Raw genomic sequence first — 14,973 nt, 5'->3', positions numbered from 1 at the left:
ACTCTATCTTGCTCGTTTCTGTATTCTTATCGCATTCAAAATTGCCAACAAGGCTACCCCGACATCGGCAAACACGGCCTCCCACATGGTGGCGAGTCCCCCGGCTCCCAGTACCAACACGATCAGTTTTACCCCGAAAGCCAGCGTGATGTTCTGCCAGATGATCCGGCGGGTCTCCTTCCCGATCCGGATCGCCATGGCCAACCGACCGGGCTGATCCGTCTGGAGAACCACATCCGCAATCTCAATCGCAGCGTCACTTCCCAAGCCCCCCATGGCAACTCCCACGTCGCTCAGGGCAAGTACCGGGGCATCATTAATCCCGTCACCCACGAAAGCAACACGCCTTCCCGGATCGCTCTTCAATGCCTCCACGTGCGCCACCTTGTCCTCGGGCAACAAATCCCCGTAGGCCTCATCCACGCCCAAATACCCTGCTAATTTAGAAACAATTGTTTGTTTATCTCCCGATAATATCTGAATATTATCAATATTTAATTTTTTTAATGCTGCAACGGCTTCTTTAGCATCTTCTTTCACGGTGTCCGCCAGCAACAAGTGACCGACGTACTCGCCATTTACCGCACACACGACAAGCGTTTCGGAAACCCCGGTCAGCTCGGACGGGAACGAGATCCCGTACTTCTCCAACAAACGAGTATTTCCCACCAGTACCTCCTGCCCATCAACGAGTGTCTTCAATCCGTAGCCTGCCAGCTCGGAGACCTCCACGTCACGCCGGATGGAGATTTGCCGGGATTTAGCATACTGCTCGACCGCCTTGGCTATCGGGTGATTGCTCCGGCTCTCGACAGAGGCAATTGTTCGCACAACCTCCTCTTCGGTAAAACCCTCCCGAACGTGTACTTGCTGCACCTCGAACACACCCTTCGTCAACGTCCCGGTCTTATCGAATACAACCGTGTTAATCTTCGTGATTGCATCCAAGTAGTTTCCCCCTTTAAAGAGAATTCCCTGCCGGGATGCCGCCCCGATTCCCCCGAAATACCCCAGCGGGATACTGACCACCAGCGCGCACGGGCAGGATATTACCAGGAACACGAGCGCCCGATACAACCAATCATTCAGCACGAAAGAGAAATCCGGTTGTACCCACGACACGATCCAAGGAACCAGCACGATCAACACGGCCAACCCCGTGACCACGGGCGTGTAGATCCGGGCAAACTTCCGGATAAAAAGTTCCGCAGGAGCTTTACGCTCGGAGGCGTTCTGTACCATTTCCAGAATCCGGGCCAGAGCACTCTGATCATAGGGCTTCGTCACCTTCACCCGCACAACTCGGTCGGTCACGATCATCCCCGCCAGCACATCCTCTCCCGTACGGATGTTCCGAGGCACGCTCTCCCCGGTCAAAGCCGCCGTGTTAAAAGCCGCCACGTCACCCAGCATGATCCCGTCCAAGGGTACCCGTTCCCCCACCTTGATCTCGATGATCTCCCCGACACGAACTTGTTCCGGTTTCTCGATCTTTTCTTGCCCGTCACGAATAACCGTCGCCTGCTCCGGACGTACATCAAGTAAAGCCCGGATATTCGACCGGGCCCGGCTCACCGCACTATCTTGGAATTTCTCACCGATGGAATAAAATAACATCACGGCCACGCCTTCCGGGTACTCCCCGATATAAAAGGCCCCGATGGCTGCCAGTGACATCAACATGAATTCGTTAAAGTATTCCTTTTCCCGCAAGCACTCCACGGCCTCTTTCAACACGGGAAACCCTACCGGAACAAAAGCGACCAAATACCATACAAATCGCACGATTTCCGCCTGAAACCAAGCGATATTCCCCCAAGATAAACCGATCCCGCAAACCAGCAACCCGAAGGAAATCAATTCTGCACTATATTTTTTCATCATTCTACTGTTTTAATTTTCCGTAAAATTACGATTCATTTCGTGCAACTAAATTGCAAAAAACAGAACGCACATGAACATGATCCCAGATCATCCCACATGCGTTCCTCCGAGCTGACACTCCATAGTTGATTATTTGGCCATCACTTCCCGATGTTTCATGATTTCACCCATGTGTTCCAATGCCCAATCCACCAGCATCTGCACCCGCGGCATCAAGCTTTCACCCAGCTCCGTGAGCCGATATTCCACCCGCGGCGGCACCTCGGCATATACCTTTCTCGAAATTAACCCGTCGGCCTCCAACGTCCGCAAGGTGACCGTCAGCATACGCTGGGATATGTCGGCAATCGCTTTATGAACATCACAGAATCGCATGGTTCCGTTCGCATTCAACGTCACGAGGACGAGCATTGACCATTTGTCACCCAAGCGACTCAAAACATCACGAATGGGACAATTATCGTTCGTGTAAAAATTTTCCATTTTTTTCTTCCCTATATATGGTTTAGTATCAACAATAGTTATCTCCGTGTAACTATCTTATCTATAAGTTCGTTCTTGTTTATGCAAATCAAATAGCTTACATTTGCTAAACAAAAGTAATAAACTTACTTTAAAGAACTATTGTTTAACTAAAAAAATTTACCCATGGCAAAAAAAGTAGCCGTATTGGCAGTTAACCCGGTAAACGGGTTCGGTTTGTTCCAGTATCTGGAAACATTTTTCGAAAATGGCATTTCCTATAAAGTATTTGCAGTGGCAGAAACGAAAGAAATCAAGACGAATTCCGGCATTGCCCTCGTGGCAGATGACGTGATTGCTCACTTGAAAGGACACGAGGACGAGTTCGACGCTCTTGTATTCGGCTGTGGTGACGCTGTACCTAAATTCGGGGAAAACGCCGGAAAGCCTTACAACCAAGATATGTTGGCCGTGATCAAAGCTTTCGGGGAGAAGGGTAAAATCATGATCGGCCACTGCGCCGCTGCCATGATGTTCGACTCCGTGGGCATCGCCACCGGAAAGAAAGTAGCCGTTCATCCTCTTGCCAAACCGGCCATCCAACATGCAAAAGCCACCGACGAGAAATCCGAGATCGACGGCAATTTCTACACCGCTCAAACGGAAAACACGATCTGGACCATGATGCCGGAAGTGATTGCGGCGTTGAAGGAATAAAAAGTTTATAAGGTTTATAAAGTCCATAAGGTCTATGGACCCTGCGGGCGCTTTGTCTATGGCAGCTTAAGCTGCCATTAAACTTGTCCAAAGGGCACCCGACACTTTATAAACTTTATAAACCTTACGAACTTTATAACCTCTCCCCCAAATAGGCCTCGATTACCCGGAAGGGAGCATCCTTCAACAAAACCCGTTTCTCTCGATCCAACAAATAAAATGTCGGGATCGCCCGCAAATCATAGAGGCGTTCCTTCGTGATCACTTGACCGTCATCATAAGTACACATCCATTCTTTCGGTTGTTCCGGCAACATTCGCCGCCACACCTCCAGCTCGGGATCAGGGAATACAGATAAGAATACTAGTTTCTTCCGGTTACCCTGTACTTTGACATTCAACAAGTTCTTCACCACCCCGGATGCCTCCACCTCGGCCTTAATGGCCCGGCAGGCATTACAATCAGGATTATTGAAGAAGAGAATCGTGTAATCCGCGTTTATGCCCGACAACTTCCCTTTCTTCCCGGAAGGTAATGTATAGGTGAAATCGGTTGCCGGATTCCCCACCCGATTCTTTAGCGCCATTTCCAGCCGAAAAGCGGGACGCATTTTATCTATCTCTCCCACCCGTTCGGAATTCACGATATATTTCAGCACGGGAATATAAAGTTCCTCGTTCAACATCGGGGAATTCGGGTTATAAAGATATTTATCATACAACACTGTGAAATAGGCAAACATCAGCGTATCAGCCGACAATGCCTTATCCAACATCCCGGAAATCTCTTTCTCGGCATCGGTATACGAGACATAAGGCAACACCTGCAAGAAATCCACGAAAGCCTGTTCCGTGATCTCTGGCATCCGGATCAAAGAAGTATCGGCAAAATTAAACTTATCCCAGTAATGAGTCACCAAGTATTTCGCCCGCTCCCGCTGGTCGGTATAAACAGGTGGAATTTCCGGTGCCTGGAATGATTTGATTTCTGTATTTTTAGGTTCCTCTTTTCCCTGTTTTTTAGGGGAAGAAGAACAAGCGGAGATTACTAGCGATAAACACGCGACAGTAATCCAAACCCGAACGATCCTACTCTTACTCATAATTCAATCTTTCATTTTCCTACACAAAGATACATTTTTATCCGAAAAACGAGGAACAAAAAAAGAATCCGGGAGTCACCCCGGATTCCATCCTAAAATTTACACGTTCACACTATAACGCGTCTACTATTTTCTTTTGCTCATTAAAAAACATCATCCGTTGAATCTCTCCACTTTGCGAAATCAGCGTGGAATGTCTCTTCAACGAATGAATCCATTTCTTTTGATAATCACATATTTTACTATCTCGCGAATCCATCGAGTTGATCGAATAAACCCGCAAAAAACATATCTGAAACCCGACCTTCTCCACGTAGCTATACGTTGCTTCAAAATTCACGTTAGAGAGATAAACCGACAAGGCGTTCCCATTGTGAAACGATCCTTTTTCAGACAATATTTCCAACTCGCGTAAAAGCTGGTGTAACTCCTTCTTCATGTTTTGCACGTCGTTCGTCGAAACCAGTCCCAATTCAGAGAAATACTTGATCTCTTTAACAAACGAACCGAAGAGATTTTCATCCAGTATAAAACAAGTCCTTCTGACAAGCCTTAAATCTTCAATTAATTCTTTCTGAACTTTTACTAATTTTTCCGGAAGAACGATGTCGGACAAGGACGCGGGAGTTCTCAAGCGTTCGTTCTGATATAACCACCTGCCAATCCGGAATTTTGACAAATGTTCGTAAGGGGCGTAAAATGTATAAGGAATCGTGTTCGACGCGGTCACTATCTCCGTTGTCGGGTCCGTCTTCACATAACGAAAAAGTTTCTGATAGCGCACCAGAATATCGTAATAGTTATCCATCGGATCCGCTGGATTGAGCACGTTCAAGTCGAACATCGCCCCACCGGACATACTGTTACCAATAATCTTATCCAACGATATGCCCAGCTGACTGGCGATGATCGCGACTTCGCTGAACGTAAAAGCAACCTCACCCCTTAATCTCCGGTAAATCGCCTCCTTACTCATGCACAAAATATCCATAAGGACATTAGCAAGATTACCCTCTTTAGGGGTAACCTCGCGCATCGTGCTGATTAATTCATTTACCACGGCATTTTTCATAGGGGTATTATTCTTTAATCAAAAAAGTATTTACCTATAGAAAATTTAACTACTTTCTTAGCCGGAATCACCATGTTTTCCTTGCTATTCGGGTTATAACCGTTACGTTCTTTACGTTCTCTGATAGCGAAAGATCCTAATTCTAACAAGGATATTTTTTCACCTTTTTTCAACGTCTCAGCCATGGTTCCGATTACAGCGTTTACAGCCTTAGCTGCTTCTACTTTACTGGTTCCGTTTTTCTCGGCCACTTTTTCAATTAATTCTCGTTTGTTCATTGTAAATGGTTTTTAATTAATAAATAGAGTTTATTGCCACATATCACGAAACCGCGTCCGGTGATTGCTCACCCGACGCGGTTCGATTCTAATTGTATTTTTGTCTCATTGATTCGCACGTTTAAAATTCATACTATACAAGTGGCATCTCGCTCACTCAACAGTACAAATATGAAGTATATTCTTCACAATTCTGTGCTACATTCAGGGTATCAACGATATACTAACTTTCTAATATCGTACCATGTTTTACATTTTAATTTATTTTGTGCAACAAACAATTCTAATCCCCGATCATCATTTCACTAATCGAAACGGAGACAAAAATACACTTTCAAAAATTGAACCAACCTAAACACACAATCCCTCGACGATTTCCCGCTGCGTTTTAAAGAATTTGACACGTTGCATTTCCCCACTCTGGGATATTAAGGTGGAAAATTTCTTCAACGAATGAATCCATTCTTTCACACTGTTAAAAACCTGTTCGTCACGCGTCGCGAAAGAGTTGATTGCGAAAACCCGGACCAAACTGATATGGTAGGCAGGAGACGCTATATAACTATAGGTAGCCTCGAAGTTTATATTAGATATATATATACATACCCCCTGTCCCGTCCTAAACGTCCCTCTCGTGGCAATCTCTTCCAGCTCATCAAGCAACTGGAGCAATTCCTTTTTCAGTTTCTGAACATATTCTTGGGAGATCAGGTGAACGCTGGCAAAATACTTGATGTCGTTGATCAGGTAAATGAACAATTTATTATCCCATATATATTCGGTGTAGCCGAATTCCTGGGATTCTCGCACGAACTCTCGCTGCTTTTCCAACAATTTGTCCACGATCTCTATATCCTCGAAATGTTTCTCTATATTAATCTTTTCAAATTGATATATCCATTTAAACATCCGGAATTTGGACAGGAGTTCATATTTCAGGTAAAACGTCTGGGGAATCATGTTCGAAGAAGTACAAAGTTCCGAAGCCGGGTCACGATTCAAATCCTTGAAAATCTTCACGTAATTATCCACGATGGAATAATAGGTTTCTAACGGATCGGTCTGACGTATAATATTCAGATCAAATATGGCATTTGAATCCACGTTCGTCCCGGCCAGCTTATCCAACGACACCCCCATTTTCTGGGAAATCGCGGCAGCCTCTGCCAGCGTGAAGGGAACCTCCCCCCGTAATCTACGATACACAGCTTCTTTACCTAAATATAACATATCTATTAGCGTATTCGCCAAATTAGTACCATTCGGTAATTTTTCATTCATAGCTTTAATTAACTCGCTATTGTAATTATAAGTTGTCATGATTTGAGTTTTTTATTAATACAACTATTTGATTTATTATACGAGTCTGTATTTATTTCTGTTGCGAAATACGAAATAAATATCTTACAAATTTAATAAAAATCTCGAAAAACAAGTCAAAATAAAATTGTAATTCCTTCATTAGAAAAGATTTAGTTCGCAAATACACCTTTATGGTCACCAATCCAAACGTTCCATCTGATACTTTTGTAATAACAAAAAAACAACGTAAGCAGGGTAATGATGAGGAAAGTAATAATCGTAGCAGGTCTGATTTTATTCGTGGTGATAAGCAGATCTCACGGACAAGAAAAAAGGTTTTACGACGCTCCTTTAATAGGAGTGAAAACAAATGCCCTTTACTGGTTGACGACCACCATTAACGTCGGAGCAGAAATTGGATTGGGCAAGAAAACAACGGTGGATTTACTAGGGACTTACAACCCCTGGAGTTTTGGAGATAACAAGAAAGTTAAGCATTGGTTGATACAACCGGAGTTTCGCTACTGGACCTGCGAACGCTTTAACGGCCATTTTTGGGGGATACACGCTTTTTACAGCGAATTCAACATGGGTGGGATCAAAATGCTGGGACTGGAGAAATATCGTTACGAGGGAACGCTTTACGGGGCCGGAATCGCGTACGGACACCAGTGGATTATAGGGAAACGATGGAACTTGGAGGCCACGATCGGCGTGGGTTACGCACGTATCGAGTACGACAAGTACGAATACCAGACCTGTGGACCATATATTAAGAAGGGTACGAAAGATTATATCGGACCCACGAAAATCGGGATCAATTTTATATATATTATAAAATAAGTAAGGTGATGAAAAGAGCGTTTATATATACCATATTCTTGTTGACAGCCGGGCTGTTCCTCACGGAACTCAAGGCTCAAGAAGTATATTTGGGAGAGGTGAAAATTATACAGAATCGTTTCGAGCAACAGGGAGACAGCGTTTATATCGAAATGAACGTGAACTTGAACGGCTTACCCGTACACAAGAACCAAGCTTTCATCTTGACCCCGGTAGTCGAAACCGAGAAAGAATCCGAGGAACTACCGTCCATCGTGATTAACGGGAAAAGACGGGAAAAAGCCTACCAACGAGCGCTGGCTTTCAATCACGGGCATCCCCCTTTCCCAATCTACACGACGGTCATTGTCAACCAATGGAGCCGGGAAAGAATCGCCTATAACGTGGTCATTCCTTACGAAACTTGGATGAAGGACGCTAAACTGAATTTACGGGAAAACTTCTGTGAATGTGGCGGAGAAAAACGTCTGATCTCCATCAAGATGCTGGCGCAAACCATCACCTTGGAAAACCGCAAGAAAAAAACAGTGGAAGTGGTTGCTACCGAAAAGGTTGAAGAAGAGAAAAACATATACTACAAGGAAGGTTCAGCATACCTGGACTTCCCGCTAAACCAAACTTATATACTCCCCGATTTCAGAGGAAATCAGAAGGAGCTGGACAAAATCAGGGTAACGCTAGATTCTATCACGAGCAATCCCGACTACGAGATCACGGGAATTTACCTCACCGGCTTCGCATCACCAGAGGGATCATACGCGCAGAACGAGGTGTTATCCAGAGATCGCACGAGAGCGCTGAGGAATTACTTGCTCCGCAGGTATTCATTTCCGGAAAACCTTTACCACGTGGATTGGCGAGGGGAAGACTGGATCGGGTTGAAAAGATTGATTCTCCTGTACGGGATGCCGGATGAAGAACGAGTACTCTCGATTATGGAAAACTACAGCGTGTTCGAGGGAAGAGAGAAGCGCCTCATGGATTTGAACAACGGGAAACCGTACAGGTACATGATGAAACATTTCTTCCCGGAATTGAGACGAGTGGATTACAAGATCACGTACAAGGTGATTAAATAAAGAAATTAAAACTATGACTAAACCAGACTAAAAATAATTCCTGAATGCCCCCCGGTATAACAAACGCCGATCCCCACATACACCTCTTACCGGGGGCATTCTTCTAAAAAATTAAAAGGCTATCCTTGAATGTCCCCGGTTGTAACAAACGCCGATCCTCACATACACCTTCTTAACCGGGGCATTCTTCTAAAAAATTAAAGGGCTATCCTTGAATGCCCCCTGGTTGTAACAAACGCCGATCCTCACATACACCTTCTTAACCGGGGGCATTCTTCTAAAAAAATTAAAGGGCTATCCTTGAATACCCTTCGGTTGTAACAAACGCCGATCCTCACATACACCTTCTTAACCAAGGGTATTCATTTACAAGGGCTGATCATTGATCAGCCCTTTTTTCATTCATTCCCAACTCTAAACTTTTAGCTTTTAGTTTTTAACTTTTAGCTTTTAACTTTAAACCTCCCCCATTTCCAGCACGCAAGGACAATGATCCGAGTGATGCACTTCCGGCAAAATATAAGCATCTTTCAGCCGGGATTTAAGACTTTCGCTCGCCATACAGTAATCAATACGCCATCCCTTGTTATTTGCCCGGGCGTTAAACCGGTAACTCCACCAAGAATACTTCCCGGCCTCTTCGGGGTGGAAGTAACGGAACGTGTCGATAAAACCGGTATCAATAAATCCCCCGATCCATTCCCGTTCTTCCGGTAAGAACCCGCTATTCGTGGCATTCCGCACCGGATCGTGAATATCTATCGGTCGGTGACATATATTGTAGTCCCCGCACAAGATCAGATTCGGCCGTACCTTTTTCAGCTCCCCGATATAATGCTGAAAATCCTCTAACCATTTCATCTTAAATGCCTGCCGTTCGTCGCCGGTAGTCCCGGACGGATGGTACACGCTCACGACAGAAAGATCACCGTAATCGGCACGGATAAAACGCCCCTCGTCATCATAAGCCGGAATACCCATCCCGTACTCCACGTGGTCGGGCGCCACCCGGGTCAGGATGGCAACCCCACTATACCCCTTTTTCTTGGCTGAAAAAAAGTACGACTTGTAACCTAACGCCTCGAATTCCAGTGTAGGTATCTGATCCGGCTGAGCCTTCGTTTCCTGTAAACACACGACATCCGGCTGTTCTTCCTCCAGCCATTGTGTAAAACCTTTGGACAAAGCGGCCCGTAACCCATTCACGTTATAAGTTATAATTTTCATACGATTCATTTTACAATTTGCCTCAAACTTACAAAAAAGAAGTGAACCCCAAAAGCCGGGTATTACTTTTAGGGTTCACTTCACACGTGGAAATCTATTCCAGATATTTACGAGATAAGGGATGCAATTGCTCATCCAGCTCATACAATTGGGGAATACCCGTCGGTATCTCCAACTTGACGATCTCCTCGTCGCTAATATCATCCAGATATTTGATCAACGCCCGCAGGCTATTTCCGTGGGCCGTTACCAGAACCGTCTTCCCTGAAAGCAACGAAGGTGCGATATAATCCTGCCAGAACGGGAGGACCCGCGTGATCGTCAATGCCAATGATTCCCCCAAAGGAAGAACGGCCGGATCAACATCCCTGTACTTATCCTCGAAAACGGCACAACGAGAATCATCCGGCTCCAACAATGGTGGTGTCACATCAAAACTCCTTCGCCATATATGCACCTGCTCCTCCCCGTATTTCTTTGCCGTCTCCGCTTTATTTAATCCCTGTAATGCCCCGTAATGTCGCTCGTTCAAACGCCAGTGATGAACTTCGGGTACCCACACCCGATCGGCAACTTCTGCCAAAATATGCTGCGTACGAATCGCACGTTTCAACACGGAAGAATAAGCTACATCAAAGAAAAGATCATGTTTCTTAATTAGCTCTCCCGCCCGGCGTGCTTCCTGTTCGCCCCGTTCACTCAGGTCGACATCCGTCCACCCGGTAAACCTGTTTTCCTTGTTCCAGACACTTTCCCCATGCCGTACCAATATTAACTTGTACATAACGCTTTTATTATTTAATTGTTAATAGAGTATACGAAAACGGGAAGAAAAAGTTGGAAAAGCGTGGGCTTGTGAGTGGAAATCTAAAATTTAAAATCTAAAATCAGTAAGGACTTTATGAACTTAGTAGTAATTTCTCAAAACCGGCTTGATACAAATACCCACTCGCACCATTGACACGTAACGATCGTATTCCAGAAGATTCTCCGCGTATCCGTTATAGTATTGTAAAAAGAAATACTCGTTAGCTTTCGGTGAAGGCTTGAAATTGATCTCCAACGTTGTGTTCATGTTAATAAACTTCCGGCGGGGATTAATCACGGCCGAACACCAAAGACGCTCGTCTGCACTCTGGTAGTTAAACGCTATGAATCCGTAGCCTTTATACTTCAACAAATCGGGATTTCCTTCTTTATCGACCCATCCAGCCCATAATTTCATCTGGGCAGAAAAGCGGTAATCAATAAACCACGAACCCGAAAGAGAAATGTAATTCCAACTGCGAGAGGCCAGCGAATCCCGGCCGTTCGACTCGTGTTCAAAGGAAAGAACCGCTATCCCCATCAGTTGATTACGATAGATCAACGCTTTGCTCAAACTAAGCCCCGGATTAAAATTATTATCCAGAAATGGACTGGACTTCCCGTAAATATCCCAAAACGAACGCTGCGTGTAAGTTAAATACAAGAAGGTCTTGAAAGGCAAGATACTTTTCGTCAGACGTTGCCGGATACTGATCTGAAACTTGGCATCCGCACTGTGTTTGTCAATCTTCCGGTTCGTAGGCACCCCCGTAACGAAATAATTATCCCGGAAAATGCCAAAACTCGGCGTGTTATCAAACAACTCCAATGCAGTCCTCTCATCAACCACCACGGAACCGCCTTTTTTCTGTTTGCTGATCTCCTCCCGTTCCTGCAATATCCTCTTCTCCTCGTCTGTCTGGGCTTGCAACACCAAAGGCGTAAACACGCAAAAGCATAAAAGTATATAAATACCTCGGACCTTCTTTTTCATATATCTACGAATTTCTTTTACTGAACAACGAAACAATCGCCAGCAACACAATCGCCCCCACGGTCGCCGTGATCAAACTCCCGATAACACCCGTTGTCCATATTCCCATGATGCCGAAAAGCCAACCTCCCAACACGCCACCAATGATTCCCACAATCAGGTTCACCAACAAACCCATTCCACCTCCCCGGACTATTTTTCCTGCCAAATACCCGGCAAGAATACCAATCAAAATATACCATATAAACATCATAACTTATAAAATTTAGGTTAATCTATCTATTTAAACTTGATAGAGCCCCAAAAAGTTATGATATTATGCATAAAAAAGTTCATAAAGTAGAACTTTATGAACTTTATAGACTTTACAAACTTTATATACTTATTCCGGCAAGGTCAGGAACAATCCCATCACCCAGTAAACAAGACCGGACATCACGACGGTTGCCGGAATCGTAAGAATCCAGGCCGCCACGATATTCGTGGCCGTAGCCCACCGAACAGAAGCAACCCCTTTCGTGATTCCAACCCCGATAATAGAGCCGGTAATCGTGTGAGTCGTACTCACGGGAATCCCCAACACGGCTGTTCCCATCAATGTCAAAGCTCCCGATGTCTCGGCACAGAATCCCTGCACGGGTTTCAACCGGGCCAGCCCGTCGCCCAAAGTCTTGATCACCTTCTTTCCCCCGATAATCGTACCTAAAGCGATCACCGAGTAGCAAGTAACAATCAACCAAGCGGGAACATGAAACTCTCCTGTATTCTCGTACAAATAATCACTCACGAAAGTATTACTTCCTGCAACACTATATAACAGGATGGCAATGATACCCATCGTTTTCTGCGCATCGTTAGCACCATGTCCCAAACTGAATATAGCGGAAGAGAACAACTGCAATCCCTTAAACAACCCTTCCACTTTCATCGGGTGTTTTTTATGAAACACGAGCATCGTGAGACACATCATGAAGAATCCCAGTATCATACCAATCAAAGGGGACAGCACGATAAAGATGGCAATCTTGAATATCCCGGAAGCAACCAGAGCGTCACCCCCGAACGTGAACCATACCGGACCGATCAATCCCCCGATCAAAGCGTGGGACACACTGATCGGCATACCGAAATGAGTACACAACCAAACCCAGATCACCGAACCGATTAAAGCTGCCAAAATAAGATATTCATTGATTTTCGAGGGATCCACGATTCCTTCGCCCATCGTGTGAGCCACGCTCACTCCAAAAATAAAGATAGCGGCAAAGTTCCAGAATGCTGCCCAGCAAACAGCCATCGTGGGAGAAAACACACGTGTCGCCACGATCGTAGCGATCGAATTGGCCGCATCATTCATTCCGTTCAAAAAGTCGAAAAGAAGAGCGATCACAATAGCTAAAAGAACGATTGTCAACATAGCGATCAGGCAAATTTAATAATAATACCTCGCACAATATCCCCCACGTCCTTTGCCCGGTCGGTAGCATCTTCCAACACCTGACCGATATTCTTCAGTTTCACGAGTTCGATAGCGTCCTTCTCGTTCGCGAACACATCACTCATAAATTGTTCATACAAATCATCCACGTCATGCTCGATCTGTTTGATACGAACACATTTCTCGTTAATCTCCTGCGGTTTTTTCTGGATATACTCCAATCCATTCATAATATCCTTCAAGATACGAGCATCTTCCACGATACATTGCCCCATCGCAATCAACAACTGGTTCACACTCTTCGGACGGTACATCAACATTCGTTTCGCGGCATCGTGAATAAAATCAAGGAACGTGTCCATACGGCCACTCAACAGATTAATATCCTCGCGATCGAAAGGGGTAACAAACGTCTTGTTCAATTCCTCGTACAACTTAGCGGTGATCATATCTCCACTATGCTCGAACTCCTTGATGTCCTTGTACAGCGCTTTCTGTTTTTCAGGGTCTTGCTCTTGTAATAACTCCACCAAAAGTTTGGCTGCAGCCTCTATATTAGCGGCTTGTTCGATATACAAAGGGTAAAACTTTTTTTCCTTTACCACAAATAATTGAAGAAATCGGTCTATTTTCATATTTTTTATTGATTAGCACACAAATGTAGTATCCCTACGCGGATATGCACGTTAAAAAAACCAAAATATGCAATCTTTTTTTCCACATATTTAAACCCGGGCAATAGAAAGGAAACACGTGAAAAGTACCAGTGTAGTCCCCAACCAAAGGCGTTCCGCCAATATAGGAGAGATTCCCCAAAAATGATACTCCAAGGCATCATGACCGCATCCTGCGAGACAATCTCCGCACAAAGTACAGTTGATTGCCGGACGCCCTTTCAGCACGTCTGCTTTCGACAGAGCCCCATACCGACACACCCGCGTACAAGCCATGCAATGCCGGCAACGATCGTTCAGACGCAATCGCCATGGAGACACGTGTTTCAAGTACATGACCAACGTTCCCGCCGGACAATAGGAGGAGCAATGCATGGCAACATGACGCCTTTTAGACACGAACCCAATAACCATGATTCCCACCATCCCGGCAAAAGCCGCAAGTCCCGTGGAATAAATCACCGGAACCCCGAAGCCTCTCAACGCAGAAGCAACACCTATAAATACAAACAATACCGTCCAACGCATTCGGGACCTCATTTTAGAAGAAGGGACCTCCCGTTTTCCATTTTTTCCCGCTGCCAGACTATCCCACGCCCCGAAATAACAGAGCTGGCTGCACCACGCGCCCCCGGACAATAGAATCGTTACGAGAAACAAAAACGGCATGAATGAAACCTCTCCCCGGTAAAATACTCCCGCCGGGATCAGTCCGGGTATGGGGAAATGAAGTTTTCCCGACATCAGAAACACACTATCCACGAAAATCCCTAAAAATAGCTGGCTAAAGAACACGATCGAGAAGAGTAGCCAAATACGTCTCCGCCACACGCCTCGTCGTTTCCGGTCGAACATCTGCAAATATAGCCATCCACCGAAAAGAGCTGCCAGCACAATTTGAACCCATCCTCCGCCCGGCAACAATCTCTCCCCCAACAGCAACGGTGGTTTCACGACAACCTGTACCACGGAAAGCAACATTCCCGCGACAATCGTCGTGAGTATCGCCCCCAACACGGCCCCTTTTTGAATGTTGATTTTTTTTCTCATATCCACACAAAGATAATTGATATTTATTCATCCAAATCAAAAAT

General features: G+C 45.2%; 16 protein-coding genes. 3 read left to right on the top strand and 13 right to left on the bottom strand.

The features are described from left to right. Positions 1-3: 3 nt before the first annotated feature. Positions 4-1,881 (bottom strand): heavy metal translocating P-type ATPase, encoded by a 1,878-nt coding sequence (locus AB5542_RS10200; protein ID WP_288215186.1) that lies wholly within the window; start codon positions 1,879-1,881, stop codon positions 4-6. Between the two features lie 132 nt (positions 1,882-2,013). Continuing rightward, positions 2,014-2,367 (bottom strand): winged helix-turn-helix transcriptional regulator, encoded by a 354-nt coding sequence (locus tag AB5542_RS10195; protein ID WP_118259671.1) that lies wholly within the window; start codon positions 2,365-2,367, stop codon positions 2,014-2,016. Positions 2,368-2,532: 165 nt separating this feature from the next. Here AB5542_RS10195 and AB5542_RS10190 point away from each other — a divergent pair, with 165 nt between their 5' ends. Continuing rightward, positions 2,533-3,063 (top strand): DJ-1/PfpI family protein, encoded by a 531-nt coding sequence (locus AB5542_RS10190; RefSeq protein WP_279039242.1) that lies wholly within the window; start codon positions 2,533-2,535, stop codon positions 3,061-3,063. Between the two features lie 133 nt (positions 3,064-3,196). Here the strand turns inward: AB5542_RS10190 and AB5542_RS10185 are convergent, their stop codons facing one another. From AB5542_RS10185 to AB5542_RS10170, 4 genes are all read right to left on the bottom strand, one after another. Then, positions 3,197-4,165, bottom strand: a complete 969-nt coding sequence (locus AB5542_RS10185; RefSeq protein ID WP_288215187.1) for a DUF5106 domain-containing protein — start codon at positions 4,163-4,165, stop codon at positions 3,197-3,199. 112 nt (positions 4,166-4,277) lie between these two features. Beyond that, a complete protein-coding gene (locus AB5542_RS10180) occupies positions 4,278-5,237 on the bottom strand; it encodes a helix-turn-helix domain-containing protein (RefSeq protein WP_288215188.1) in 960 nt (319 codons plus the stop codon). A gap of 14 nt (positions 5,238-5,251) precedes the next feature. Next, positions 5,252-5,515: an HU family DNA-binding protein gene (locus AB5542_RS10175; RefSeq protein WP_087421833.1), complete on the bottom strand. Its 264-nt coding sequence runs from the start codon at positions 5,513-5,515 to the stop codon at positions 5,252-5,254. A 351-nt stretch (positions 5,516-5,866) separates the two neighbouring features. Further along, positions 5,867-6,835, bottom strand: a complete 969-nt coding sequence (locus tag AB5542_RS10170; protein ID WP_270542914.1) for a hypothetical protein — start codon at positions 6,833-6,835, stop codon at positions 5,867-5,869. Between the two features lie 240 nt (positions 6,836-7,075). Here AB5542_RS10170 and AB5542_RS10165 point away from each other — a divergent pair, with 240 nt between their 5' ends. Further along, positions 7,076-7,660: a DUF3575 domain-containing protein gene (locus AB5542_RS10165; protein ID WP_087421831.1), complete on the top strand. Its 585-nt coding sequence runs from the start codon at positions 7,076-7,078 to the stop codon at positions 7,658-7,660. Positions 7,661-7,668: 8 nt separating this feature from the next. Continuing rightward, positions 7,669-8,739 carry a DUF3868 domain-containing protein gene (locus tag AB5542_RS10160; protein ID WP_288215189.1) on the top strand — a complete coding sequence of 357 codons (1,071 nt, stop codon included), beginning with the start codon at positions 7,669-7,671 and terminating at the stop codon, positions 8,737-8,739. 456 nt (positions 8,740-9,195) lie between these two features. On the opposite strand, the gene AB5542_RS10155 is transcribed toward AB5542_RS10160, so the two are convergent. From AB5542_RS10155 to AB5542_RS10125, 7 genes are all read right to left on the bottom strand, one after another. Next, positions 9,196-9,966 (bottom strand): exodeoxyribonuclease III, encoded by a 771-nt coding sequence (locus AB5542_RS10155; protein ID WP_279039247.1) that lies wholly within the window; start codon positions 9,964-9,966, stop codon positions 9,196-9,198. A 94-nt stretch (positions 9,967-10,060) separates the two neighbouring features. Next, a complete protein-coding gene (gene gpmA, locus AB5542_RS10150) occupies positions 10,061-10,750 on the bottom strand; it encodes a 2,3-diphosphoglycerate-dependent phosphoglycerate mutase (protein ID WP_118259686.1) in 690 nt (229 codons plus the stop codon). Between the two features lie 123 nt (positions 10,751-10,873). Further along, a complete protein-coding gene (locus AB5542_RS10145) occupies positions 10,874-11,767 on the bottom strand; it encodes a phospholipase A (RefSeq protein ID WP_288215190.1) in 894 nt (297 codons plus the stop codon). Between the two features lie 4 nt (positions 11,768-11,771). Next, positions 11,772-12,020 (bottom strand): GlsB/YeaQ/YmgE family stress response membrane protein, encoded by a 249-nt coding sequence (locus tag AB5542_RS10140; protein ID WP_027199968.1) that lies wholly within the window; start codon positions 12,018-12,020, stop codon positions 11,772-11,774. A 129-nt stretch (positions 12,021-12,149) separates the two neighbouring features. Continuing rightward, entirely contained in the window at positions 12,150-13,184 is a 1,035-nt protein-coding gene (locus tag AB5542_RS10135) for an inorganic phosphate transporter (RefSeq protein ID WP_087421826.1), read from the bottom strand. A 5-nt stretch (positions 13,185-13,189) separates the two neighbouring features. Then, on the bottom strand, positions 13,190-13,840 hold the full coding sequence (locus tag AB5542_RS10130) for a DUF47 domain-containing protein (protein WP_087421825.1): 651 nt from the start codon (positions 13,838-13,840) through the stop codon (positions 13,190-13,192). A 90-nt stretch (positions 13,841-13,930) separates the two neighbouring features. Then, positions 13,931-14,929 carry a 4Fe-4S binding protein gene (locus tag AB5542_RS10125; protein ID WP_288215191.1) on the bottom strand — a complete coding sequence of 333 codons (999 nt, stop codon included), beginning with the start codon at positions 14,927-14,929 and terminating at the stop codon, positions 13,931-13,933. Positions 14,930-14,973: the final 44 nt, after the last annotated feature.

The sequence above is a fragment of the Butyricimonas sp. RTP31003st1_G1_RTP31003_210430 genome (genome assembly GCF_040920905.1).
Taxonomy (GTDB): Bacteria; Bacteroidota; Bacteroidia; order Bacteroidales; family Marinifilaceae; genus Butyricimonas; species Butyricimonas paravirosa.
This window is presented reverse-complemented; position numbering and strand designations above follow the sequence as displayed.